At 45.2% G+C, this 25,331-nt stretch carries 28 protein-coding genes; 17 read left to right on the top strand and 11 right to left on the bottom strand.

The annotated features are described in order from the left end of the window. The first annotated feature begins 145 nt into the window (after positions 1–145). The gene (locus tag ACINWC323_RS13145; protein ID WP_009510468.1) at positions 146–769 is read left to right on the top strand and encodes a LysE family transporter; all 624 of its coding nucleotides are present in this window, start codon (positions 146–148) and stop codon (positions 767–769) included. An 8-nt stretch (positions 770–777) separates the two neighbouring features. Here the strand turns inward: ACINWC323_RS13145 and znuB are convergent, their stop codons facing one another. The 3 genes from znuB to ACINWC323_RS13160 are packed head-to-tail and all read right to left on the bottom strand — an operon-like array spanning position 778 to position 2,849. After that, positions 778–1,587: a zinc ABC transporter permease subunit ZnuB gene (znuB, locus tag ACINWC323_RS13150; protein WP_009510381.1), complete on the bottom strand. Its 810-nt coding sequence runs from the start codon at positions 1,585–1,587 to the stop codon at positions 778–780. Positions 1,588–1,590: 3 nt separating this feature from the next. Further along, entirely contained in the window at positions 1,591–2,379 is a 789-nt protein-coding gene (gene znuC, locus ACINWC323_RS13155; RefSeq protein ID WP_032881268.1) for a zinc ABC transporter ATP-binding protein ZnuC, read from the bottom strand. Further along, the gene (locus ACINWC323_RS13160; protein WP_005228375.1) at positions 2,352–2,849 is read right to left on the bottom strand and encodes a transcriptional repressor; all 498 of its coding nucleotides are present in this window, start codon (positions 2,847–2,849) and stop codon (positions 2,352–2,354) included. Before ACINWC323_RS13160 ends, znuC begins: the two co-directional genes overlap by 28 nt. Positions 2,850–3,069: 220 nt before the next feature. On the opposite strand from ACINWC323_RS13160, the gene ACINWC323_RS13165 reads away from it, so the two are divergent. The 11 genes from ACINWC323_RS13165 to ACINWC323_RS13215 all read left to right on the top strand — a co-directional run bounded on the left by ACINWC323_RS13165 (position 3,070) and on the right by ACINWC323_RS13215 (position 11,865). Then, positions 3,070–3,909, top strand: a complete 840-nt coding sequence (locus tag ACINWC323_RS13165) for a metal ABC transporter substrate-binding protein (protein ID WP_005281233.1) — start codon at positions 3,070–3,072, stop codon at positions 3,907–3,909. A gap of 170 nt (positions 3,910–4,079) precedes the next feature. Further along, positions 4,080–4,478, top strand: coding sequence for an ATP synthase subunit I (locus ACINWC323_RS13170; RefSeq protein WP_032881266.1), 399 nt, complete (start codon positions 4,080–4,082; stop codon positions 4,476–4,478). Between the two features lie 99 nt (positions 4,479–4,577). Continuing rightward, a complete protein-coding gene (gene atpB, locus ACINWC323_RS13175) occupies positions 4,578–5,453 on the top strand; it encodes a F0F1 ATP synthase subunit A (protein ID WP_004773235.1) in 876 nt (291 codons plus the stop codon). 82 nt (positions 5,454–5,535) lie between these two features. After that, positions 5,536–5,781: a F0F1 ATP synthase subunit C gene (gene atpE / locus ACINWC323_RS13180; RefSeq protein ID WP_000424060.1), complete on the top strand. Its 246-nt coding sequence runs from the start codon at positions 5,536–5,538 to the stop codon at positions 5,779–5,781. 39 nt (positions 5,782–5,820) lie between these two features. Beyond that, positions 5,821–6,291 carry a F0F1 ATP synthase subunit B gene (locus ACINWC323_RS13185; RefSeq protein WP_005228377.1) on the top strand — a complete coding sequence of 157 codons (471 nt, stop codon included), beginning with the start codon at positions 5,821–5,823 and terminating at the stop codon, positions 6,289–6,291. An 11-nt stretch (positions 6,292–6,302) separates the two neighbouring features. Next, on the top strand, positions 6,303–6,839 hold the full coding sequence (locus ACINWC323_RS13190) for a F0F1 ATP synthase subunit delta (RefSeq protein ID WP_004773231.1): 537 nt from the start codon (positions 6,303–6,305) through the stop codon (positions 6,837–6,839). Between the two features lie 42 nt (positions 6,840–6,881). After that, positions 6,882–8,426, top strand: a complete 1,545-nt coding sequence (atpA, locus tag ACINWC323_RS13195; protein WP_004773229.1) for a F0F1 ATP synthase subunit alpha — start codon at positions 6,882–6,884, stop codon at positions 8,424–8,426. Between the two features lie 77 nt (positions 8,427–8,503). After that, on the top strand, positions 8,504–9,373 hold the full coding sequence (atpG, locus tag ACINWC323_RS13200) for a F0F1 ATP synthase subunit gamma (protein ID WP_004773227.1): 870 nt from the start codon (positions 8,504–8,506) through the stop codon (positions 9,371–9,373). Between the two features lie 30 nt (positions 9,374–9,403). Continuing rightward, a complete protein-coding gene (gene atpD, locus ACINWC323_RS13205) occupies positions 9,404–10,798 on the top strand; it encodes a F0F1 ATP synthase subunit beta (RefSeq protein WP_004930535.1) in 1,395 nt (464 codons plus the stop codon). A gap of 28 nt (positions 10,799–10,826) precedes the next feature. After that, a complete protein-coding gene (locus ACINWC323_RS13210; RefSeq protein WP_005228378.1) occupies positions 10,827–11,246 on the top strand; it encodes a F0F1 ATP synthase subunit epsilon in 420 nt (139 codons plus the stop codon). Between the two features lie 133 nt (positions 11,247–11,379). After that, positions 11,380–11,865, top strand: coding sequence for a DUF2846 domain-containing protein (locus ACINWC323_RS13215; protein ID WP_009510478.1), 486 nt, complete (start codon positions 11,380–11,382; stop codon positions 11,863–11,865). A gap of 58 nt (positions 11,866–11,923) precedes the next feature. Here the strand turns inward: ACINWC323_RS13215 and ACINWC323_RS13220 are convergent, their stop codons facing one another. The 5 genes from ACINWC323_RS13220 to ACINWC323_RS13240 all read right to left on the bottom strand — a co-directional run bounded on the left by ACINWC323_RS13220 (position 11,924) and on the right by ACINWC323_RS13240 (position 16,903). Next, positions 11,924–12,520, bottom strand: a complete 597-nt coding sequence (locus ACINWC323_RS13220; protein WP_009510429.1) for a PM1805 family lipoprotein — start codon at positions 12,518–12,520, stop codon at positions 11,924–11,926. A 173-nt stretch (positions 12,521–12,693) separates the two neighbouring features. Next, entirely contained in the window at positions 12,694–13,239 is a 546-nt protein-coding gene (locus ACINWC323_RS13225) for a glutathione peroxidase (RefSeq protein WP_005281224.1), read from the bottom strand. A 117-nt stretch (positions 13,240–13,356) separates the two neighbouring features. Beyond that, complete coding sequence (locus ACINWC323_RS13230) at positions 13,357–14,130, bottom strand: AraC family transcriptional regulator (RefSeq protein ID WP_005228385.1); 774 nt, start codon at positions 14,128–14,130, stop codon at positions 13,357–13,359. Positions 14,131–14,146: 16 nt separating this feature from the next. Next, the gene (locus ACINWC323_RS13235) at positions 14,147–15,361 is read right to left on the bottom strand and encodes an MFS transporter (protein ID WP_009510419.1); all 1,215 of its coding nucleotides are present in this window, start codon (positions 15,359–15,361) and stop codon (positions 14,147–14,149) included. A gap of 321 nt (positions 15,362–15,682) precedes the next feature. Continuing rightward, positions 15,683–16,903, bottom strand: a complete 1,221-nt coding sequence (locus tag ACINWC323_RS13240; RefSeq protein WP_009510417.1) for an MFS transporter — start codon at positions 16,901–16,903, stop codon at positions 15,683–15,685. A gap of 136 nt (positions 16,904–17,039) precedes the next feature. Here ACINWC323_RS13240 and ACINWC323_RS13245 point away from each other — a divergent pair, with 136 nt between their 5' ends. After that, positions 17,040–17,693 (top strand): TetR/AcrR family transcriptional regulator, encoded by a 654-nt coding sequence (locus tag ACINWC323_RS13245; RefSeq protein WP_165569319.1) that lies wholly within the window; start codon positions 17,040–17,042, stop codon positions 17,691–17,693. A gap of 104 nt (positions 17,694–17,797) precedes the next feature. Further along, entirely contained in the window at positions 17,798–18,718 is a 921-nt protein-coding gene (locus ACINWC323_RS13250) for a DMT family transporter (protein ID WP_009510330.1), read from the top strand. Between the two features lie 393 nt (positions 18,719–19,111). On the opposite strand, the gene tsaC is transcribed toward ACINWC323_RS13250, so the two are convergent. The 3 genes from tsaC to ACINWC323_RS13265 are packed head-to-tail and all read right to left on the bottom strand — an operon-like array spanning position 19,112 to position 22,009. Beyond that, entirely contained in the window at positions 19,112–19,681 is a 570-nt protein-coding gene (gene tsaC / locus ACINWC323_RS13255) for an L-threonylcarbamoyladenylate synthase type 1 TsaC (protein WP_009510486.1), read from the bottom strand. 37 nt (positions 19,682–19,718) lie between these two features. After that, on the bottom strand, positions 19,719–20,849 hold the full coding sequence (dprA, locus tag ACINWC323_RS13260; RefSeq protein WP_009510379.1) for a DNA-processing protein DprA: 1,131 nt from the start codon (positions 20,847–20,849) through the stop codon (positions 19,719–19,721). A gap of 8 nt (positions 20,850–20,857) precedes the next feature. Beyond that, positions 20,858–22,009 carry a LysM peptidoglycan-binding domain-containing protein gene (locus ACINWC323_RS13265; protein ID WP_005228394.1) on the bottom strand — a complete coding sequence of 384 codons (1,152 nt, stop codon included), beginning with the start codon at positions 22,007–22,009 and terminating at the stop codon, positions 20,858–20,860. A 123-nt stretch (positions 22,010–22,132) separates the two neighbouring features. Here ACINWC323_RS13265 and def point away from each other — a divergent pair, with 123 nt between their 5' ends. The 3 genes from def to ACINWC323_RS13280 all read left to right on the top strand — a co-directional run bounded on the left by def (position 22,133) and on the right by ACINWC323_RS13280 (position 25,314). Continuing rightward, complete coding sequence (def, locus tag ACINWC323_RS13270) at positions 22,133–22,663, top strand: peptide deformylase (RefSeq protein ID WP_005281196.1); 531 nt, start codon at positions 22,133–22,135, stop codon at positions 22,661–22,663. Between the two features lie 19 nt (positions 22,664–22,682). After that, positions 22,683–23,120 carry a DUF2946 family protein gene (locus tag ACINWC323_RS13275; protein ID WP_009510458.1) on the top strand — a complete coding sequence of 146 codons (438 nt, stop codon included), beginning with the start codon at positions 22,683–22,685 and terminating at the stop codon, positions 23,118–23,120. 73 nt (positions 23,121–23,193) lie between these two features. Continuing rightward, a complete protein-coding gene (locus tag ACINWC323_RS13280) occupies positions 23,194–25,314 on the top strand; it encodes a TonB-dependent copper receptor (RefSeq protein ID WP_009510448.1) in 2,121 nt (706 codons plus the stop codon). The last annotated feature ends 17 nt before the right edge of the window (positions 25,315–25,331 follow it).

Raw genomic sequence — 25,331 nt, 5'->3', positions numbered from 1 at the left:
CTTAGCTTTTAAGGGATAAAAAGAATAATTGTGCCTGATGTCGCTGCAGCTGAGTAGCATATTTGTGCAATTTTATTGCCTGTAATGTCATCCGGTCCTGCTTTAAATCGATATAATTTAGTTTTTATGAGTTGATACCATTGTTATGTCTGTGCAGGTCTGGTTTGCTTTTATGTTGGCGTGCTGGGTGATTAGCATTTCACCGGGCGCAGGTGCCATCGCTTCCATGTCGAGTGGTCTCAATTATGGCTTTCGGCATGGCTACTGGAATGCAATTGGTTTGCAAGTGGCATTGATTGTTCAATTCATGATTGTGGCTGCAGGGGTAGGGGTGCTGTTTGCAACCACACCCTGGGCGTTTCAGGCGGTAAAATGGTTTGGCGTGGCTTATCTGGTGTATCTGGCATATAAACAGTGGACTGCACCGATTCAAACCATTGAGATTGAGCAGGAACAATATCAATCCGCTTTCGCCTTAATCATGAAAGGTTTTGTGGTGAACATGAGTAACCCTAAAGCGATTGTGTTTTTGCTTGCGGTGTTGCCACAGTTTCTGGATTTGAGCCGACCGCAATGGTTACAGTACCTTATCATGGCCATTACCATGGTAAGCATCGACCTGATTGTGATGGCGGGTTATACCGGACTGGCATCGAAAGTTCTCAGATTACTGCGCTCACCAACACAACAAAAGTATTTAAATCGTGGGTTCGCCGTGATGTTTAGTGGTGCAGCACTCCTATTAAGTGCGATCCAACAATCAGGTTAACAGCCTGATTAGGCTGTTTGAGTCTGGCTTTTGAGTTTTTGCACAATGAAAATCGCGGCAAAGCACAACGACATACATAGCACAATGCTTAAGCCGGTGGAAATATTCAGGGCCGCACTCGACCAGAGACCGACGGTCACGCCGATCTGAGCCATTACAAAGGCCCAGATCACCATTTGTTTTGGAGAGTGGGCCAGCAGGCGAGCGCTTAATGCTGGAATCACCAATAGGGCGCCCATCAGTAAGGAGCCCACTGCACGTAACGCCAGAACGGTAAATAAAGCCAGTAATAACATAAAGATCAGGCGCTGCCAGTTGGCACTGATGCCTTCACTCATGGCAATATCGGGGTCAATCGCAATCTGGATCTGCGCTGACCATGAACGGTACAGCACGACCAATGCAGCTGCAATGACCACAGCGAACAACGGCAAGTCAGCCCATTCGATACTGAGCAGATCACCAAATAAATAGCTCAGCAACTCTGGGCGCAAGCTTGGCACCTGCTGGATCAACAGCAGGCCAGAACAGAGCAGGGTGGCAGAGCTTAAAGCCAGCAGTGCATCATTGGGCAGGCGCGAGTCATGCAATACCCATAAAATCGCTACCAATAAGCCTGCCAGAAAGGCCACACCGAGCCACAACGGTAAATTTAGGATGCCCGCAATCGCGACCCCAAGCAGGGTGCCATGGGCCATGGTGTCGGCAAAGAATGACATTCTGCGCCATAGCATCAGGCAGCCGAGTGGCGCGGTCAGGAACACCAGCAATGACCCCATGATCCAGGCGGGTAACAGGAGTTGTAACCATTCCATCATGGCTTAGACCTTTGGCTCAGGGTGAATATGGGGGCGTGGATCATGTGAGCAGGGCTCGGCATGGTCGCTGTGTCCGCAGTGATTGTGATGATGCTGATAGAACATCCGTTGAGTGCCAAAAATGGCCTGATACTCGGGATGTTGCTGAATGCTTTCAGGTAAACCGCTACAGCAAATATGTTTATTCAGACACACCACACGATGTGTACCCTGCATGACCCACTGTAAATCATGCGACACCATCAAGACGGCACAGCCATAGCGTTCTGGCAGACTGCGTACATATTCGTAGAGTTCCGCCTCAGACTGGATATCCAGACCTTGCATCGGTTCATCCAGTACCAGAATGTCAGGCTGGCGTAATAGCGCCCGTGCCAGTAAAACCCGTTGCCGTTCGCCACCAGAAAGCTGCTGTACTTTAGATGACTGTAATTTCAGGATACCCGTATCACGAATAATTTCTGCACGTAAACCTGCTTCGCAAATTTCCAGATCCAGTAAGTCCTGTACCCGTAAAGGCAGGCTGGCAGAAGGATTAAACTTTTGCGGAACGTAAGCCAGCTTTAATTTCTTTGAGAAATGTATTTTGCCTTTGGTCGGCGACATGATCCCGAGTAGCACTTTAATTAAAGTTGATTTACCTGCGCCATTGGGACCAATCAGCGTCACAATTTCTTTTGGATGCAGCGAAAAATCGACATTTCTTAAAATATCCCGTTCATCACGTTGAACCGAGATACCCTCCAGTTGAATAAGTGGAGTGCTTACTGAAGTGTGCTGCACTGATGACATTTTCCAGAAATTTCAATAATGCTATGTTGAGCAGAAAACTGGTCTGAGGCAGCAAGTTGATCCAGTTGTTGAATCAGTCCCTGCGCAGAAGCTTCTTTGACAGAATGGCATTCGGTGCAAATCAGAAATGCAGCCTGATGTCCTTCTCGCGGATGACAACAGGGAATATAGGCATTAATAGAGGTCAAACGGTGAATCAGACCTTTTTCCAATAAGAAGTCTAAAGTGCGGTACACCGTTGGCGGTGCAGCAGGGCGGTCGGCCTGGCCTTTTATCTTGGCCAATAAGTCATAGGCACCCATTGGTGCAGAGGCATTCAAAATGAGTTCAAGCACTTCTTTACGCAAAGGTGTCAGGCGTGCGCCAACCGCAGTACATAAAATCTCTGCTTCAGCAAGTCGCGCTTTAATATCGTGATGACCGTGCACACCATGTAAAGCATTGTCATGTTCGTGTGAACAAGAACTCATAGATTGACCTCATTATTTTTGTAGAGCCTATTGATTCTTCACTGGCACCTAATGGCTCGCTGATGTCTCAATAGCCCTATTATCATAACATGCAATTTAGGATAACTATCTATATAAGTGAAAGGCACGACGGATCGTGCGGCAAATCTGAAAATAGACATAGGTATTTTACAACTTTTGTTATATTATAACATGCTTCGCCAAACTGAGTAATCTTGTGATGTCCCGCCTAATCGTTCTCGTCTTGTTTTCAATGTTAAGCACATGGGGCTGGACACAAAGCTTGGTGGTTTCAACACATCCCATTTACCTGATTGCGAAAGAAGTCACGGAAGGGGTAGAAGAGCCGGTTCTTCTGCTAAAAGATCAAAGTGGTCACGATGTACAACTGACCCCGGCGCACCGTAAAGCAATTCAGGATGCCTCTTTGGTGATCTGGCTTGGCAAGTCGCACGAAGCACCACTGGAAAAGATGTTGAGTCACAACCGTAAAGCGATTGCCTTGCTGGACTCGGGGATCTTGACAGTGTTGCCGCAACGTAACCTGCGTGGCGCATCATTGGCCAATACTGTAGATAGCCATGTCTGGTTAGAACCGAACAATGCAGTGCGGATTGCTTTCTTTATCGCGACTTTGCGTTCACAGCAAAATCCGGAAAATAAAGCCAGATATATGGCCAACGCCAAAGCATTCTCACAGCAGATGCTGCAGGCATCACAACAATATGAAAGCTCAAGCAAGGCCAAAAGCTACTGGTCTTATCATGATGCCTATCAATATCTGGAAAGAGCGTTAAATTTAAAATTTGCAGGGGCTTTGACCGATGATCCGCATATTGCACCGACCGCAGCGCAAATTAAGTACTTAAGAGACAATCGTCCGCAGAATAAAATGTGCTTATTGGCCGAAACGACAGCAAGTTCGAGTCAGTACCAAAAAATGAACCCGGTAGTTTTCCAGTCCGTGGATGAAAGCATGCGCGGTGAGGACAATTTTGTAACAGCGTGGAAAAAATTGGCTTCAAAAACCGATAAATGCGTAATAAGTGCACAAAATTGATGAAAAAAATAAAAATCAATTGACTCTAGCGTCAAAAAATATGGTAACGAAAAAACCAGACTTAAGTCGAGAAAAGATTGCATGTTCAGGGGTGTAACTCTATAATGCCTGCGATTCGAAACGATCATGATTAAAACTTGTCAAGCAGTTCTGCTGTAAGTGGGTAAAAAATGAGCCAAACTAGTCGCATGATTGACCGACGATTAGCAAAAGCTTTGGTCTTCTTACAAGCATGTATGATTCCCGTTGCCGCTTTGCTGGCATGGGCAATGAAAGACACAACTGCTGCTTTGAGTGCTGCGCTTGGGGCTTTGGTATGTTGGTTGGCACATTGTTATTTTGCTTGGCAGTCGTTTAGAGCGGCAGGCGCAAGAGCATCAAAACAAGTCATGCTGAATATGTACCGAGGGATGCTCGGTAAGTTTGCGATTGTGATCGTGGGTTTTATATTAATTTTGAGCAATGTTAAACCGCTGTCACCGGTTGCATTGTTTTGTGGATTTATTCTCGTACAAGCGATGTCGTGGGTCGCGCCATTTTGGGTGGCGCGTCTACAAAAGCGAGTGTAAGACACATTTTAAGATTTTTGGAAGTAGAAGCGGAATCATTGCCATCCGCACGATTCGTTTCTCTTCTTTTTAATGATTGACATTGACCAGGTGTGATTTATGGCTGCTGAAGAACATGCCCTGACTTCGACCGAGTATATCAAGCATCACTTGACCAATATGACCTATGGCAAAATGCCTGACGGTACATGGAAATTGGCTGAGACTGCTGAAGAAGCTCAATCGATGGGGTTCACTGCAATTCACTTGGATTCAATGGGTTGGTCTATCGGACTTGGTGTTATTTTCTGTTTGATGTTCTGGATTGTTGCCAAAGCTGCTAACGCAGGTGTGCCAACAAAATTCCAGTCAGCAATCGAAATGATTATCGAGTTTGTTGACTCAAGTGTTCGTGATACTTTCCACGGCAAATCACGCTTAATTGCGCCATTGGCATTAACCATTTTCGTGTGGATTTTCCTCATGAACTTAATGGACTTAATCCCGGTTGACTGGGTTCCTTACCTAGCTCAACAAATTGGTGCAAGTGTGTTTGGTATGGACCCTCACCACGTGTATTTCAAGATTGTTCCATCTACTGACCCTAACATTACTTTAGGTATGTCTTTGTCAGTATTTGCCTTGATCTTGTTCTACAGTATTCGTGAGAAAGGGATCGGCGGTTTCGTCGGTGAATTGGCACTTAACCCATTCAACCCAAGTAACAAATTTGCAAAAGCGTTATTGATTCCAGTGAACTTAGTTTTGGAATTAGTAACTTTCCTTGCTCGTCCAGTTTCGTTGGCTCTACGACTGTTCGGTAACATGTATGCGGGTGAGTTGATCTTCATCTTGATCGCATTATTACCGTTCTGGATCCAGTGGGCGTTATCTGTGCCTTGGGCTATCTTCCACATTCTCGTAATCACGCTGCAAGCATTTATCTTTATGATGCTGACCATCGTTTACTTGAGCATGGCAAGCGAAAAGCATTAATGGTATTGCCTAACTGTCACCTGATGGTTGGGCTTAAATTTTAGTTTAATTTGGTAATAACCTAACCTCTGAGGAATTTTTCATGGAACTCACTTTAGGTCTAGTTGCAATTGCATCTGCTATCTTGATCGCTTTCGGTGCTTTAGGTACTGCGATTGGTTTCGGTCTTTTAGGTGGTCGCTTCTTAGAAGCTGTTGCTCGTCAACCAGAATTGGCTCCACAACTTCAAACTCGTATGTTCTTAATCGCGGGTCTTCTTGATGCTGTGCCTATGATCGGTGTTGGTATTGGCTTGTTCTTCATCTTCGCTAATCCATTTGTAGGTTAATAGCTTAATTCCTAAATCCACATATTGAGGAATAGCGAAATGAATATCAACCTCACATTGATTGGCCAAGCGATTGCATTTGCGTTCTTTGTCGCATTCTGCATGAAGTTTGTTTGGCCACCACTAATCAATGCGATTAGTGAGCGTCAGCGTAAAATCGCTGATGGCTTAAATGCTGCTGAAAAAGCTAAAGCTGACCTTGCTGATGCGCAAGCACAAGTTAAGGCAGAGTTAGACGCAGCAAAAGCACAAGCGGCTCAATTGATCGAACAAGCGAACCGTCGTGCAGCACAATTGATCGAAGAAGCGCGTACCCAAGCATCTGCTGAAGGTGAGCGTATCCGTCAACAGGCGAAAGAAACTGTTGATCAGGACATCAATTCTGCTCGCGAAGAATTACGTCAACAAGTTGCTGCTTTGGCAGTTGCTGGCGCAGAAAAAATTCTGAACCAACAAGTTGACGCAGAAGCTCATAATGCCATGCTGAATCAGCTGGCTGCTAAACTTTAAGCGAGGCGAATATGGCTGAACTCTTGACGTTAGCACGCCCGTACGCCAAAGCAGCATTTGCTTATGCATCTGAGCAGAATGCAACTGACGCTTGGTCAAATGCGTTACAACTGCTCGGTGCTGCGGTGCAAGACGAAGCATTTTCCGCTTATTTAAATCGCCCTGAGCTGACTCCTGCGGAACAAGTAGGTCTTTTTGCAAAGGTTTTAGGTGAAGATCAATCACAATCAGTGTCTAACTTTTTGACATTGCTTGCGGATAACGATCGTTTGGTTTTATTGCCTGAAATCGCTGCAGAATACGAATTACTTAAATCGCAGAACAACAACACATTGGAAGTAGAGATTGAATCTGCTTTCCCAATGGATGCGACACAAGAGCACATTTTGGCTCATGCGCTTGAAAAACGTTTTAACAGAACCGTTCAGGTAACTGTTAACGTTAATCCGGCGCTCATCGCAGGTGTTGTGATTCGTGCAGGCGACCAAGTGATAGATGACTCTGCGCTTAACAAGCTTGAAAAAATGCGGACTCGTCTTCTTGCCTAACAGCAAAAAGACTGAACTTAAAAAAGATTGAGGAATAGCGCAATGCAACAACTGAATCCATCCGAGATCAGTGCGCTCATTAAACAGCGTATCGGCGATCTGGACACCAGCGCGACCGCTAAGAATGAAGGTACCATCGTCATGGTATCTGACGGTATCGTGCGTATTCACGGTCTTGCGGATGCAATGTACGGTGAAATGATCGAATTCGACGGCGGCTTATTTGGTATGGCACTGAACCTAGAACAGGATTCAGTGGGTGCCGTTGTTTTAGGTAACTACCTAAGCCTGCAAGAAGGTCAAAAAGCTCGTTGTACAGGTCGTGTATTAGAAGTTCCGGTTGGTCCTGAACTTCTTGGCCGTGTCGTAGACGCTTTGGGTAACCCAATTGATGGTAAAGGCCCTATTGATGCAAAACTTACTGATGCTGTTGAAAAAGTAGCACCAGGTGTAATTTGGCGTCAGTCTGTCGACGAACCTGTTCAAACTGGTTATAAATCAGTTGATACCATGATCCCTGTAGGTCGTGGTCAGCGTGAGTTGATTATTGGTGACCGTCAAACTGGTAAAACAGCAATGGCGATCGATGCGATCATCGCTCAGAAAAACTCTGGCATTAAATGTGTATACGTTGCGATTGGTCAAAAACAATCAACAATTGCAAACGTGGTACGCAAGTTAGAAGAAACTGGCGCTATGGCGTATACCACTGTTGTCGCAGCTGCGGCCGCTGATCCTGCAGCAATGCAGTATTTGGCTCCGTACTCTGGCTGTACAATGGGTGAATACTTCCGTGATCGTGGTGAAGACGCGTTAATCATTTATGATGATTTGTCTAAGCAAGCTGTTGCTTACCGTCAAATTTCATTATTGTTACGTCGTCCACCAGGTCGTGAAGCGTATCCAGGTGACGTATTCTATCTTCACTCGCGTCTTCTTGAACGTGCTTCGCGCGTTTCAGCTGATTATGTTGAGAAATTCACGAACGGTGCAGTAACTGGTCAAACTGGTTCTTTAACTGCATTACCGATCATTGAAACTCAAGCTGGTGACGTATCTGCATTCGTACCAACGAACGTAATTTCGATTACTGACGGTCAGATCTTCCTAGAAACATCATTATTCAACGCAGGTATCCGTCCTGCTGTGAACGCGGGTATCTCTGTATCTCGTGTTGGTGGTTCTGCGCAAACCAAGATCATCAAAAAATTGTCAGGTGGTATCCGTACCGCTCTAGCGCAATACCGTGAATTGGCTGCGTTTGCTCAGTTTGCTTCTGATCTTGACGAAGCAACGCGTAAGCAACTTGAGCATGGTCAACGTGTAACTGAGTTAATGAAGCAAAAACAATATGCTCCTTACTCAATCGCTGACCAGGCTGTATCTGTTTATGCATCTAACGAAGGCTATATGGCTGACGTAGAAGTGAAGAAAATCGTAGACTTTGATGCTGCGTTAATCTCTTACTTCCGTTCTGAATATGCTGCGTTAATGCAACAGATCGATGAAACTGGTGATTACAACAAAGACATCGAAGCAGCAATCAAATCAGGTATTGAGAGCTTCAAAGCGACTCAAACTTACTAAGTTTATCTTTAGTTAAGTTTGGTTCACGGATCAACCTTCGGAAGCTCGAAAGAGCTTTCGACTACTAGGTTAAGCGTATGGCAAATTTAAAAGAAATTCGCGCCAAAGTAGCTAGTATCAAGAGCACGCAAAAGATTACTCGCGCGATGCAAATGGTAGCTGCTTCGAAAATGCGTCGTGCGCAAGAGCGCATGGCTCAGGGCCGTCCGTATGCCGATAATATGCGCCGTGTAATTGCTCACTTGGTCCAAGCAAACCCTGAATACAAACATCGTTATATGGTTGAACGCCCGGTTAAGCGCGTTGGCTATATCGTGGTGTCTTCAGATCGTGGCTTGGCGGGTGGCTTGAACATTAACTTGTTCAAGAAAGTTGTGCAGCATGTCAAAGCACAACAACAGCAGTCAATTGAAGTTGAATTTGCTTTGATTGGTCAAAAAGCGGTTTCGTTTTTTAAGAATTACGGCGGTAAAGTGCTTGGTGCAACTACCCAACTTGGCGATGCGCCGAGTTTGGAACAGTTAACAGGCTCAGTACAGGTAATGCTTGATGCATTTGATAAAGGCGAACTAGATCGTATCTATCTCGTTTCAAATGGCTTCATCAATGCAATGACTCAGCAGCCTAAAGTAGAACAACTTGTTCCTTTAGCACCGGCAGAAGAAGGCGATGACCTCAACCGTACTTATGGTTGGGACTATATCTACGAACCAGAAGCAGAAGAATTGTTAAATGGTTTGTTGGTTCGCTATATCGAGTCTATGGTTTATCAAGGTGTGATTGAAAACGTTGCATGTGAGCAGTCAGCTCGTATGGTCGCGATGAAAGCAGCGACAGACAACGCAGGACAACTGATTAAAGACCTACAACTCATTTACAACAAGCTGCGTCAAGCCGCGATTACTCAGGAAATTTCCGAGATCGTTGGCGGTGCCGCTGCCGTTTAACATTATTAAGTTTGAATTGAGGAGACAGCAATGAGTAGCGGTCGTATCATTCAGATCATCGGCGCGGTTATCGACGTCGAGTTTGAGCGCAATAGCGTTCCTAAGATCTATGACGCTCTCCAAGTTGACGGTACTGAAACTACTTTAGAAGTTCAGCAACAGCTTGGCGATGGTGTTGTTCGTACCATCGCAATGGGTTCTACAGAAGGTCTTAAACGTGGCCTTAATGTAACTAGCACAAATGCACCGATTTCTGTTCCAGTAGGTCCAGCGACTCTTGGTCGTATCATGGACGTATTGGGTCGCCCAATTGATGAAGCAGGTCCTGTAGCGACTGAAGAGCGTTTGCCGATTCACCGTCAAGCACCTTCTTATGCTGAACAAGCAGCTTCGACTGACCTTTTAGAAACTGGTATTAAAGTCATCGACTTACTTTGCCCGTTCGCGAAAGGTGGTAAAGTTGGTCTGTTCGGTGGTGCCGGTGTTGGTAAAACCGTTAACATGATGGAGTTGATCAACAACATCGCGAAAGCTCACTCAGGTTTATCTGTGTTTGCTGGTGTTGGTGAGCGTACTCGTGAAGGTAACGACTTCTATCACGAAATGAAAGATTCTAACGTTCTTGACAAAGTAGCAATGGTCTACGGTCAGATGAACGAGCCACCAGGTAACCGTTTACGCGTAGCGTTAACTGGTTTGACCATGGCTGAATACTTCCGTGATCAAAAAGACGAAAATGGTAAAGGTCGTGACGTATTATTATTCGTCGACAACATCTACCGTTATACACTTGCGGGTACTGAAGTATCAGCATTGTTAGGTCGTATGCCATCTGCAGTAGGTTACCAACCGACACTTGCAGAGGAAATGGGTGTTCTTCAAGAGCGTATTACGTCGACTAAATCTGGTTCGATCACATCGATCCAGGCAGTATACGTACCTGCCGATGACTTAACAGATCCATCGCCTGCAACAACGTTTGCTCACTTGGATGCTACCGTTGTATTGAGCCGTGACATCGCATCTTCTGGTATTTACCCAGCGATCGATCCACTTGACTCAACTTCACGTCAGTTAGACCCATTGGTTGTTGGTCAAGAGCATTATGAAATTGCACGTTCTGTACAGAACGTATTGCAACGTTATAAAGAGCTTAAAGACATCATCGCCATCTTGGGTATGGACGAGTTAGCAGAAGAAGATAAATTGGTTGTTTACCGTGCGCGTAAAATCCAACGTTTCTTCTCTCAACCGTTCCACGTCGCTGAAGTCTTTACGGGTGCACCTGGTAAATTAGTCCCACTTAAAGAAACGATTCGTGGCTTTAAAGGTCTATTAGCTGGTGAATACGATCACATCCCAGAACAAGCGTTCTATATGGTTGGTGGTATTGACGAAGTGATTGCTAAAGCCGAGAAACTTTAATTAGCAACTCTAATTTAAGGAGATTCTCATGGCGACGATGCAATGTGATGTTGTAAGTGTTAAAGAGTCGATTTACTCTGGACAAGTTACGATGTTAATCGCAAAAGGTGCGGGCGGTGAGCTTGGTATTTTACCAGGACATGCGCCACTCGTAACTTTGCTCCAACCGGGCCCGATTCGTGTTCAGTTGGAAAATGGTACAGAAGAAATCGTTTATGTATCAGGCGGTGTGTTAGAAGTTCAACCTCACGTTGTGACCGTACTTGCAGATACTGCAATTCGCGCTGACAACTTGGATGAAGCGGCAATTATGGAAGCTCGTAAACAAGCTGAACAATTGCTAGCCAACCAAAAGAGTGACTTGGATTCTGCTGCTGCGCTTGCTTCGCTTGCAGAAACTGCAGCTCAGCTTGAAACGATTCGTAAAATCAAAAACCGCGCACTTTAATTATTGCTGGTTCGAGATTAAAAAAAGCCACCGTCAGGTGGCTTTTTTTATTTTTAAGGTATTGAATAATTATAAATTTTCTATAAATTACCAAGCATATTTAGAATTATTAAACCAAAGAGTAAAAATCATCATGAAAATGATAAAAATTCTTCCATTCTTGATTGTTGCGGGTTTTGTCGGGTGTGCATCGGTACCACCAGCGAACGATCAACTGAATGAACAAGCCAAGAAGCTTGCAGCGCCTTCAGAGGGTAAATCCGCAATTTATGTTTATCGTTCAAATAGTATTGTCGGTGCGGCGCTCAAGAAAGATGTATGGGTGGATGGGGAATGTTTAGGTGAAACTGCTCGTGGTACATTTTTCTTAAAGGAAGTTTTAGGAAATCAAGAGCATACAATTTCGACTGAATCAGAATTTTCACCAAATCATTTAGTATTGAAAACTGAAGTAGGTAAAAATTATTTTGTTCAGCAATTTATGAAACCTGGCGTAATGGTTGGTGGAGCAAATTTAAAACAAGTCGATGCCTTAACAGGTGAAAAAGCGGTGAGTGAATATAAACTTGCCCAAGCGGGTAAGTGTAGTAAAGCAACGATCACGCTGGATAAAAAGTAAAAACAAAGCCACCGTCAGGTGGCTTTTTTATAATACATCGAAAATTAAAATAAATATTTTAAGCGTTTGAATCATCTTTATTGCCGAGTACCAAGGTTGCCAGTTTCACCATATCCATTTGAATGGTGTTGAACTGTTTTTCGATCTTGGCAAAATCAATTTTGGAAAGATCGGTTTGACCATGTAATAACGGCATATTGAGCAGCTGCTGATTTGCACTCAATAAACTTTGGCGGATCTGATCGACTTCATTACTTTTCAAATTTAACGATAATAAAGCATCATGTAAGCCATGCAGTTCCTGGTTTAAATCGCCTGTTGTATGCTGTAATTTCTGGACATTTTTATCTTGAATTGCTTGTTCAAGATTGCTTTGCGATTGCTTGAGCAGGGTGACATAGTCATCAGTTTCAATTTGCAACTTGGCCATATCGCGGGCGATATTCAGCATATTACCCTTACTCAGGTTTTGGGTGTCCTGAGCAATGCTTGCTTCACGTTCTATATTTTCAGAAGTTGTTATTGATTGTTCAATCTCAGTGTTTTGCTCAGCTTGCTCATTGTCATGAGGGACCTGATCGCAACCTGCCAGCGTGAATAGGCTCACCAAGGTGGTTACTGAGAGAATGGCTTTGATAGAGAAACGTTCCATCATGGCTGAACTACACCAGATTATGAGAAGAGCGTCACTATAATGAGAAAATGTGGAGAAAAAAGTGATTTTTGCAATTCATCAACAGTTTGATCTAAGAAAATAATAGAAGGAACTGTCTAGGAAGTTAAAAGAAAAGAACAGATAAACTATTCTTTTCTCTATATTTTTAATGCTTATTTTGCTAGTTCAGCTTCAATCGCGCTGACAATGCGTTCGTCGTCAGCAGTGATATCTGGTGCAAAACGGGCAACCACTTCACCCTTCTTATTGATGAGGAATTTTTCAAAATTCCATAATACTTCAGGTGGGTTGTTTGGTGTTAAGCCGTAATCAACCAGATCTTTCCACCAAGGGCCTTCACCTGTACGCTCAGGAATGGCTTGAGTCAAGGTTTGATATAAAGCATGCTTATCATCGCCCGCAACCGAAATTTTGGCGAAAAGTGGGAAATGCACGTCATAATTTAGTGAACAGAATTGCTGAATTTCCTCATTGCTGCCCGGTTCCTGTTCCAGAAAGTTGTTGGCAGGGAAGCCAAGAATTTCCAGACCTTGATCTTTCTTGGCCTGATAAAGTTTTTCCAAGCCTTCGTACTGCGGGGTTAAGCCGCATTTAGATGCAACATTGACGATCAAGAGCACTTTGCCTTGATATTGATCAAGATCAACATCCTGACCTTTAATGTCCTTAACAGGGATGTGATAAACCGACTGGCTCATGAAATAGTCCTAATTTGTTGTTGTGACAATACCCGATTGTTTTAACTGCTATTGCCGCAGAGTGCAATGCTCTTGATATGAATCCATACAAATAATCAGAAAAACCAAGTCTTTATTTTAGAGGGAAGCATTCTTTAGCTGAATCGGAGTTTGTCCGGTATAGCGTTTAAAGAACTCAATAAAGCTGGAACTGTGGTGATAACCCAAAGCAAAAGCCAACTGTTTAATGGTCATTCCTTGGCGGATCTGATTGATCGCAAAAATGATTTTTGCCCGATTACGCCATTCTGATAATGACAGTTGCAGCTCTTGCTGGCTGAGACGGAGTACATGACGCTCACTGACCGCAAAATTTCCTAAGACTTTCTGCAGGCTGAGTTGAAATAAAGCTGGATCTGACAGTTGCTCCAGAATTGGGGCGAGAACGGGATGGGTACTTTGCGGAAGATAATGCGAATAAGCAGGGGCCTGTTTTAGCTGATCATATAAAACTTGCAGCAGGTGCTCCAGATACTCGGGTGCAGCAGCCAGTTTTTGCTGTTCCAGAATATGAATCACCAGCGCACGGAAAAAAGGTTCAATACTAAAACAGCGGCAAACATCGCCTAAAAAATCACCGAGTCGCGGATGTAATCGAATACAGATATAGTGAATTTCATGCTCAACCGGCAGCGACTGATGCTCGGTACGCGGTGGCAGCCATAATCCATAGCTGGGTGGAGACAAGTAATATTGCCCTTCAATATCAAACTCTAAAGTCCCGTTTAAACTAAAGTTAAAATCTCCCCAGATTGAAGAATGCGGGCTGACAATATCATCTTTTTGATATAGAAATTCATGCACTTCTATATCACGTAACAAGGGAAATTGTTCAGCAACATTCTGCTTCATCCGGAGAGACTCACTGTTAGTTTTCACATGTCATTTTAGGATTATTCAAGCCTTTGGCTAAAGTAAAGATACTGATCAATGCCAAGGCCACAAAGCTGATGACGCCATAAATCAGGATATTTTCATTGAAATGGTCGACTACATAACCGCCGAGTAAGGAACCGGTCGCAATCATGACCTGAAACATGCCGACAAACAAAGGCATGCCTTTTTCTACCGCATGCGGGGCATGCACAAACATCCAGATATTGGCTGAGGTAGGGAAAGCACCGAAGGCAAAGCCCCACAGCGCGGTTAATACAATCGCACCGAACTCATGAACCGCAAAGATCGGGAAGCCAAAGAACACAATCGCAAAACAGATCCCGACAAAGGCAAGGGTATAACGTACATTCAGGTTACCACTATAGCCTGCAAATGCATTGCCGAAAATACCTGCAATTCCATAGAGTAATAGCAGCGAGCTGATGGTGGTACCGTTAAAGCCTGCAATGTTTTTAAAGAACGGTGCCAGATAGCTATACGCACAAAAATGCGCGAGACCAATCAGTAATACGATTAACATGCCACTACGGGCTTTTGGCGTGCGCAATAACGCAGGTAAATCACGGAAATGAATGGCAGATTCAGGTTTCAGTTCAGGCAAGCAAATCAGCTGGACCACCAATACAATCAAACCAATAGCAGCGGTAATACCGAATGCACTGCGCCAGCCATAAAACTCGCTGAGCCAGGTGCCGATTGGAACACCGAGTACAGTGGCAAAAGTCACGCCTGCCATAACGATGGCAGTGGCTTTAGCGATGGGTAAATGAGGCGGCGCCAGTTTCCCGCTCAAGGCAATCGCAGTTGCCCAGAAACCACCAATGGAAATGCCTAATACCAAACGGCTCAACAGCAGCACATGGAAGCTCTCTGCAAAGGCGGTAATGGTATTGGCAATCACCATGATTGCGGTGAGTAAGATCAATACATAGCGTCGATCGAGCTGTTTGACCGATACGGGTAACAGTGGTGCTGCAATCGCAGCCATCACCCCGGGAAGGGTAATGATCAGACCTGCTGTACCGACTGAGATCTGCAGGTCGGCTGCGACACTATTGAGTACGCCGACAGGTAAAAATTCGCTGGTGACCAATGCAAAGGCCGCAATGGCAACCGCCAAAATGGCGTACCAGCTTCCTTGTGTGGTTTGCGTGGGCTGCTCGTCTGATGAGGTGGATGCTTGCATGGGATTTTCCTGATTTGTCAGCACAAGAATAAAAGCTAAAGATCAAATTTTATTTTATAACGATCGTTATGAAATAAAATAAAGAATAAAACAGAATCCGTCAATTAATTTTATAGTGATCGTTATGAAAATATCTGGGCCACTTATGCAAATTGTGCATGAGCTGCCAGAATGCGTACGCAGGAGATGATTCAAGAAAAATACAGTCGCCCTGAATCATGGGAGTGGGCGAACTGTAAAAGAGGAAAAGCAAATTTCTGGATTGTTCTCACAGATCAAACAGAAGTCGCTTAATTTTCTGTTTGATCTGTAGCTTAAGGATTAATTTTTATAAGTGACTTTGGGATTATTCAAGCCCCGTGCCAGTGTAAAGATCAGGATGAGCGAACAAAGTATCAGTGGGAGCATGGCAAAAAATAAGATGGTGCCATCAAAATGGTCAACAATCAGGCCACCGAACATGCTGCCCAGCGCAATCAGGATTAAAAAGGTTAAAGTCACCATTGGCATGCCTTTTTCAACCGCTTCAGGAGCATGAGTAAACATCCAGATATTCACCGCAGTTGGAATAATCCCGTAGGCGAAGCCCCATAAAGCCGTTAATACAATGGCAAGCATGACATTGGCCCCGACTAGCGGAAGCGCTAAAAATGCCAGCAAGAACGCAGCGCCACTGACTGCAAAGGCATAACGGATATTGATCTGGCCGAGGTAGCCTGCAAAAACATTCCCGAAAATTCCAGCAATGCCATAGACCAGCAGTAGACGGCTAATCAGGCTATCCGAAAAATCGAGCTCATGTTTAAAGAAGGCTGAAAAGTAGCTATACGCAGCAAAATGCGCAAAGCCCATAAACAGAAAAATGATCAGGCCCTTACGTGCGGCAGGGTGTTGCAGCAGAATCGGCAGTTCTTTCCAGCGCAAAGATGAAGACGGTTTGAGTTGAGGCAGATAAAGGTACTGGAAGATCAAAAGCAGGACACCCATAAGGGAAATCGCCGTGAAAGAGGTTTGCCAGCCATTATATTGGGCCAGCCATGTCCCCATTGGTACCCCTAAGACGCTGGCTAAGGTCACCCCGAAAGCCACCCAGGCAGTCGCTTTGGCAATCGGTAAATGCGGTGGTGCCAGTCGACCGCTTAATGCCACGGCTGTTGCCCAGAAGCCTCCCACCGCCACACCCAGAATGATACGTCCGAACAATAAAATCATGAAATTAGGGGCAAATGCCGTCAGCAGATTGGCAATAATCATCAACAGGGTAAGCATCAACAGCAAGGTACGCCGATCCAGTGTCTTCGCCGAAACTGGAATCAGTACCGCAGCAAACATGCCGACGATCGCAGTTAAAGAAACGGTAAGACCCGCTGTTCCGACTGAAATTTGAAAGTCACGTGCGATGTCATTGAGGACACCAATGGCCAGGAATTCACCTGTCACCAAGGCAAATGCACTAAAGGTGACGGAAAGTAAGGCAAACCAGTTCCCTTGAGAAGGATTGGATTCAAGTGCACTAAGGTCTGCCGGAGTGGAGTTTTCCATAATAATTCCCTTTATTGTTATAGGGATAACAATAAAATTGAAAAAACATTAGTTTTTATAACGATCGATATAAAATAAAATAGTTGATTAAAGTTGAGTCGTCAATTAATTTAATAGTGATTGTTATGAAATATTTGTGACAGCTATGACCAATGCACATGAGCCAACAGTAGCACCCTGTGATGACAGCTTGAAAAAAAAGCGTGGTCGTCCGAAGTGTTTTGACGAACAGCAGGCGCTGGAAAAAGCGATGTTATTGTTCTGGGCGCATGGCTATGAAGCGACCTCGATCAGTGATTTGACTCAGGCTCTGGAACTGACTGCGCCGAGTCTATACAGTAGTTTTGGTGATAAAGCTGGGCTGTTTTATAAATGCATTGATTATTATCTGGCCCATGAAGCCTGTCCGATTGTGCCTATCTTTCTAGAAGCCAAAACCGCCAAAGTTGCATTTGAGCTGTATTTATATGACAACGTTAAGCGTTTGGCGCAACCCAATAAACCTGCAGGTTGTATGCTGGTGGTGGCGACCATGAATTGCTCAGATAATGCTCAGGCAGTGCAACACAATATTCTGGAAAAACGTTTACAGACCAAGCAAAAACTGTTGGAGCGTTTAGAGCAGGGAGTCGCGGATGGTGATCTGGCGGCAACTGCGCCTTTACAGGAAATGACCGACTTCTATGCAACGGTTGTGCAGGGGCTAACCATTCAGGCTCGAGATGGGGCAACGGTTGAGCAACTGCATAAAGTGGTGGAGCATGCGATGCGAGCTTGGGAGCTGTTCTAAGCAGCAATGTCGTGAGTGCGATATAAATGTCTGAAATACGATATTTCAATTATTTTGGACATCTACCACAATAGCCCCATTGCTGAGATATTGTGAGAAAAATGATGGGTCAGTTTAGCAAATACCAAAAATGGGCATTTGTATTGCCTTTGATTGCGGTGTTGATTTGGTCACTTAACATCGCGGTAACGCGCTATGTGGCCGATTATATTTCACCGGTCAGTATCAGTTTTTATCGCTGGTTTGTGGCCTTCCTGATCTTGACACCCTTTATGTTGCCCAAGGTCTGGAAGCAACGTGCTTTGATCCGCCCCTTTATCCCCAAGCTGGCGGTACTCAGTGCATTTGGTATGGTGCTTTATCAAGGTTTGTCTTATACCGCAGCACATTATACCACCGCGACCAATATGGGCATTGTGAATGCCTTTGTGCCTATTTTTACCATTTTTATCTCCTATCTCATTTTAAAAGATGCACCGAATCGCTATGCAATTTTTGGCAGTTTGCTGTCTTTCGCCGGTCTGATTTATGTGATGAGCCAGGGCCGTATTGCCAGCCTGTTTGAGCAGGGCGGTCATTGGGGCGATGCAGTCATGATCTTGGCGGTAGGATTTTATGCTTTCTATGGGGTATTTCTGAAAAAATGGCAAGTGCAGCTGCCATTGATGACCAGTCTCTATGTACAGATTGCTTTTGCTTTGTTGTATCACGTCCCATTTTTACTGTGGCTGGGGCTAGATGGCATCAATGCTGAGAATGCCGCCAGCGTGCTCTATGCTGGTGTGTTCCCGTCATTAATTGCACCGTTATTGTGGATGGTTGCTGTGCAGGTGATCGGGCCAAACCGGACCAGTATTTTTATGAACCTGATGCCGGTATTTACTGCCATTATTGCCAGTCTGTGGCTGTCGGAACACTGGACCATTTATCATAGCATTGGTGGTGTGATGATTCTGGTGGGCATTATCATGGCACAGAAGAAAACCGTAAAAGCTTCGGTGAAATTGGCAGAGTCAGCGTCGTAAAGATGAATTTAAAAGGTGCGTTTGTTTAAAAAACAAACAAACGCACCAATTTATTTTTTAAATGATTGTTCTTTGTATCTGATTTGCAAATATATTTTCGAAGATCAGTGAAGTTTATGCTCAAAAAAAGCTGAATAAAAATAAAAATATAATTTTATTAAAAAGGCGAAAGTGACAAAAAAGGTACGCTTTTCACCTTTTTTGTTAGATAAATAATATATTTGTATAAATGAAATGATTAGCTCATAATACCAGCCACAGCAAGATCATTCATTTTAGAATGAATAAGTTGCTCACCGAATTGATGAACCCTCTGGATGTGATTATACACATCCTTTTTATGCTCAGTTATCCCTATATAACTGAGCTTTTTTTTGTCCGCTATTCACTTAATCAGGCGCGAACAATTTCACCCGTGAGCGCGTTTAAAATGCGACTCGGTTCACGGCTGAGTCCCAGATCACCTTCAAGATAATGTAATGCATCGCCAAAATAGGCTTGGGCCTCTGCCAGACTATGGGCCGGTGTCTGACCTGCGAGATTGGCACTGGTCGAGACAATAAACCCACCAAAATCCTGACACAGTTGCATACATAAAGGATGCGTGGTGACACGCACCGCCACCAGCGGATGCTGGCCTTTGATCCAGGTCGGGATGTGCTGATCGGCAGGCAGGAGCCAGGTGGTGGCACGTTCGGTTGGCTGGCGGTTAGACCAGCTATTGATCACTTGCTGACGAAGGTCGGAAGTTAAACCCTGTAGTAAATGTTCGACCTGATCTAGATGGCCGGCCAGTAAAATCACGCCTTTTTCAACGGGACGATGTTTGAGTTCCAGAATATCCTGAAAAGCCTGCTCATTGTAGGGATCACAGCCCAGTCCCCAGACCGCTTCGGTCGGGTAAGCCAGGACCTGGCCTTGTTTTAAAAGTTGTGCTGCTTCAGCAATAGAGGACGTCATCATAGGGAGAATGAAACGATAAAAGGGAGATGTGAGTAGTTTAATGCATTGGACGGCAACGTAAATAGCGTCCTGCCTGTTGCATGCTTAAACCGAGTAATTCCAGTTCCATTAATTGGGCGGTTAATTCAGCAATAGGTGCAGAATAGCGTTGCGCCAGCTGATCCAGATCCTGTCCGACCCAGTCTAAAACCTGATAGAGCTCAATTAAATGTGCGGGTAGGGTTGGTGGTGCCGAGCTGCTCTCTGTTGCTGGCTGCTGCTGCGCTTGCCATTGCGTCGGTAAAGCCAGATCTTCAATCACCTGTTCAGGATGATCGACCAGAATCGCGCCTTCGCGAATCAGTTGATGACAGCCCTGATGATGCTCACTATAAATATGTCCAGGAATGGCGAACACCATTTTGCCCTGAGTGGCTGCTTCATTGGCGGTAATCAATGAACCGCTTTTGAGCGCAGCTTCGACCACCAATACGCCCAGACTCAAGCCACTGACAATCCGGTTTCGTCGTGGGAAATGTTGTTGTAAAGGCATGGTGGTGGGTAGAAATTCAGTCACAATCGCGCCTGACTGAATAATCTGTTGCGCGAGTTGTTTATGCTGGGCAGGGTAGACACTGTCGAGTCCTGTACCCGTCACTGCGATAGTGCGCTGATGCGCCAGTCCACCCTGATGCGCGGCCTGATCAATCCCATGTGCCAGACCACTACTGATGTAAAAACCCTTTTCACTTAAATAGTAAGCAAAATCATAAGCCACCTGTCGCCCATGAGGGCTCGGCTTACGACTGCCGACCATGGCAATCTGGGGTTGTAATAGCGCTTGGGCCTGACCCTGTCCAAATAGGATCGGTGGGCGGTCGCTATAAGGCAGTAGCTGCGTCGGATAGCCAATATCGTCGGGCGTTAAAATAAAATCACTATGACGGTAAATCAGTTGCAGCAGCTGTTCAAACTGTTGCTGGCCTTGTGCGGTCTGAAATTCTTTTAGACGTTTTAAATGGTTGGCATGCAGACCCAGTTGCTCCCATTCCGAAAAACGCTGCGGTTGGGTTGCCTGTTCACAGCTGCCAAAATATTGCTGAATCTTGTGAAAGCTGGAAAGCGAATGTTGAACCAAGTACCACACCAGCACGGTAGGGTAGTGATGAGGCGATAATTGATTCAACATTTGAGACCTTAATCGTCGAGACGTGGTGGCTTGATGTCTGAGCCCAGCTTGATCGGTAATTCGCTTTCAAGTACGTAGGCATAGCTGATACGGTCAAAGCTTTTAAAGATCATGGCACTCCCTAAATACTGGCCGGGTAGTTTCACTTGCTCTTTGGTTTTTGGATCACGAACGGTTTCGCCATCTTGATAGATACTGAATACCTGACCGACCTCAATCCCATCCACAGTGCCACGATCGACAGTCACCACACCATTTTTTGCAGCTGTACCGATCGAACCCATCACCCGGATAATTTTACCGCCGTCTTTGACCTGATTGGCATCGGTCGGGTAGAACAGGGTTGGTAACATGGCATCCTGTTCAAGCATGACCCGGTCACCGCGACGCACTTCGCCGTTATAACTGTCGGTCAGTTCAACCGTGGTGATGTCATTTTCACTACGAATGGCCACACCTGAAGCGACTTGGGTCAGCTCAATGCCAAGATTCTGCTTCTTGCCATTCTGATCCAGAACGATATAAGGCTCGCCTTCACGGAATACGCCATAGCGTTGACCATTTTCAAGGCCCTGGCCACGCACATAAACACTTTGACCTTTACCGGCCATAACACGGTTATCCGCGGTGCCCAGAATATAAGGGGTGTTGGCAATCGCCTCTGCAGGCAGTACCGAAGTGCGTTCCAGCCATTGCTGAATATGGGTCAAGGGGATAACCGGGACGCTATTGTTCAGTGCTTCAATACGGACTTGCGGGCGCAAGGTCGCGGTATTGCCGGTATAGCGACGAATGATACCGTCACAACCGTCACCTTCATCTTTACCAATCAATGGTTTACCGTTCAGGCTACAGAGTAATAAGCGATCACCCGGATAAATCCAGTGCGGATTCTTCACATGCTTGTTACTTGCCCAGATTTCAGGCCAGCGCCAAGGCTTCTTTAAAAATTTGCCGGAAATATCCCACAGCGTATCGCCTTTTTTCACCACATAAACATGCGGAGCGCCTACTTTAACTGCAGGTGGGCTGACATTCGGGCTAGCAGCATGGGCAAAATTGACAGTCATTCCCAATCCCGCACAAATTGCAGCTGCAATCAGTTGTTTTTTTAACCCCAAGGCATGAAAAGATGGTATGCCGTTTAAAACCTTTTTCATTATCATAATTCCTAAAAATTATGTGTGTAGTTGCGCTATAATAACGACTTTACACACAATTTTTTTGATCAAGCATTCCCTTCAGTTGGTTTTTTGATCAATGGCATAAGTGAGGACGACAGTATGGCCTTATTACCTATTTTAAGTTTTCCTGATCCCCGCCTTCGTACCATTGCCAAGCCAGTCGAAGAAGTCACTGATGAAATTCGTCAGCTTGCAGCAGATATGTTTGAAACCATGTATGAAGCACCAGGTATCGGTTTGGCGGCAACTCAGGTTGATCATCATATTCAGCTTATTGTTATGGACATCTCGGAAGAGAAAAACCAACCGATGGTGTTCATTAACCCCAAAGTCATTCCACTGACCGAAGAAACTCAGCCTTATGAAGAAGGCTGTCTCTCTGTGCCTCAAATATACGACAAAGTTGAGCGTCCGTCACGCGTAAAAATCGAGGCAATTAACCTTGAAGGTCAAGCATTTGAGTTAGAAGCTGACGAACTTCTCGCTGTTTGTATCCAACATGAAATGGATCACTTAAATGGCAAACTTTTTGTCGATTATTTATCGCCTTTAAAACGTCAGCGTGCCCGTGAGAAAGTGGAAAAAGTGGTGCGCCAGCGTGATAAAGAGAAAGTCGCTGTTAAACGTTAAGTGATCGATACTGTTTAAGATGTTGTCTTTGTTTCGTTGTGGTTTGCTGCTGGCTTTGACCGCGGTCTGTTTGCAGATTGCGGTTTTCTTGCAGCCGCTGCTCCCGAAGCAATACCAGATTGCGCCGGTGTGTGAAACCATCACCCAGGCGCTGCTGTTACCCAAAGCACAAAGCACACAGAGCCATTCGGCACATAGTTCACATTCGCATGAACACCAGCTTGAGCAAGCTCAGGCCCCGCTGCCGCATCATGACCATCATGATCCTAATCACCAATGTCAGTACTGTACGGTCTATGCCAATCTGGTCTTGCCGCCTGAATTGGGTGTGAAAGAAGTACTGGTCCGGATTCAAATCCGTTTAGTGGCTTATCAGCAAGCGTTTAAGCATGTTTATTTTGCGCTGCAACGCTTATTTCTATTGCCCCAAGGGCGTGCCCCACCACTCTTTGCATAAATAAAACGTTATTTTCATTAGGGTTTTCCAAAACTCTAGCCTAGTTTTACTTATGTTTTAAGAGAGACCACTCATGGCTCAACCTAAATTTTTATTACAACCGCTCACGGTTGCGATTCTTGCTGCCTCAAATACTGCAATGGTGTGGGCAAATCCAGTCGATCTGTCTGTATCTGCACATGCCCATGTGTCACTGGCACCGATTGTCGTGACGGCTCAACAACCGAATGAGCGCAATGGTCTGGTGGTGCAAGCCGATCCCAAACAACCGATTCAGCCGATCCCTGCAACGGATGGTGCCGACTATCTGCAAAGTATTATGGGTTTCAATGCCATACAGAGTGGCGGAACCAATAGTGATGTGACCTTCCGTGGCATGTTTGGCTCACGCATCAAGATCCTGACCGATGGTACGGAAAATCTGGGTGCCTGCCCAAGTCGTATGGATGCACCGACTTCTTATATTTCACCTGAAAGCTATGACCGTATTTCCGTGATTAAAGGACCACAGACTGTTCAATATGCCAATACCGGTTCAGCGGCAACCGTGATTTTTGAACGTCAACCTGAGAAACTGACTCAGGCCAAACCGTATCGTGGGCAGGCCAGTGTGCTCTGGGGTTCATTTGGGCGTTTAGACCAGAATGTTGAAGCTGCGGTGGGGGATGAGAAAAAATATATCCGTTTAAATGCCAATCGTTCCGAGTCGAACAGCTATCAGGATGGTGACGGTGAAACTGTGCCGTCTTCATGGGAACGCTGGAATGCCGACGTGGCATTGGGCTGGACACCGGATGAAAATACCTGGGTAGAACTGACTGGTGGCAAGGCAGACGGCGAGTCTGAATATGCAGGACGAAAGATGGATGGTGCGCAGTTCGCACGTGAGAGTTTAGGCCTGCGCTTTGAAAAGAAAAATGTCACCGAGGTGATCAAGAAAATTGAAGGTCAGGTGAACTATAGCTACAACGATCACATTATGGACAATTTTAGCCTACGTTCACCAGAAGTAGAGATGAAACATGGCGATCATGTTATGAAAGTATTGATGCCAATGGAAATGCAGGTGACCCGTCGTACCCTGAATTCACGTTTAGCTATTACGACTGATTGGGATAAATTTAGTGTCGTGTCTGGTGTCGATAGCCAGCATAATCAGCATGGCGGCAATATGATTATGCACACGATGCCAGAGGAAAGTTCTCCATTTGAAGAAGATATGAAGTTTCAGTCTTATGGTGCTTTTAGTGAATTGACCTATCAGTTGAATCCGCAGAACAAGATTGTGACAGGCGTGCGTGTCGATCAGGTCAAGGTGGATGATGAACGTGCTAACTCTAAAGCTAAAAAAGGACTTAATACCCAGCTGGAAAAAACCTTGCCGAGTGCTTTTGTGCGTCTGGAAAATGAAAATGCCGAGCATGGCCTCAACAGCTATGTCGGACTGGGCTATGTCGAACGTATGCCCGATTATTGGGAGCTATTCAGTCCTGAGCACGGCAATGCGGGTTCGAGCAACACCTTTAACGGTGTGCGTCCAGAGAAAACCTTGCAGCTCGATCTTGGTTTTACCCAGCAACAGGGCGCATTTAACTCATGGGTGTCTGCTTATGCCGGACTGATCGATGACTATATCTTGATGAACTACCACGATCATAGCCACTTACATGCAGGTGGTCATAGCGGGCATGGTAGCGGCGGAATCACTGCAGGTGCCAAGAATGTCGATGCCACCATTGCAGGGGCTGAGGCTGGCGTTGGCTATCAGTTTACCGATCATATTCAGGCCGACCTCAGTGCGATGTATGCCTGGGGTAAAAATACCAGCGACAATACGCCATTGCCACAAATTGCACCTTTAGAAGGCCGTGTGAATCTGCGTTATGTTGCTGATAAATATACACTCGGTATGTTATGGCGTGTGGTGGATCAACAAAATCGTGTCAGTTTGCATCAGGGCAATATTGTGGGATATGACCTGAAACCAAGTGCAGGTTTCTCAACCATTTCTTTGAATGGCAGTTATAGTCTGAGTAAAGATGTCGATCTTTCAGTGGGCGTTGATAACCTGCTCGATAAAACCTATACCGAACACCTCAATAAAGCAGGCAGTTCAGGTTTTGGTTTTGCCAGCGAAGAGCAATTCAATAATACCGGTCGCAACTACTGGATGCGGATGAGCATGAAGTTCTAAGCTGAGTTAGAATCAGT

Origin of the sequence: Acinetobacter sp. WC-323 (assembly GCF_000314615.1) — a bacterium.
GTDB lineage: Bacteria > Pseudomonadota > Gammaproteobacteria > Pseudomonadales > Moraxellaceae > Acinetobacter > Acinetobacter courvalinii.
This window is presented reverse-complemented; position numbering and strand designations above follow the sequence as displayed.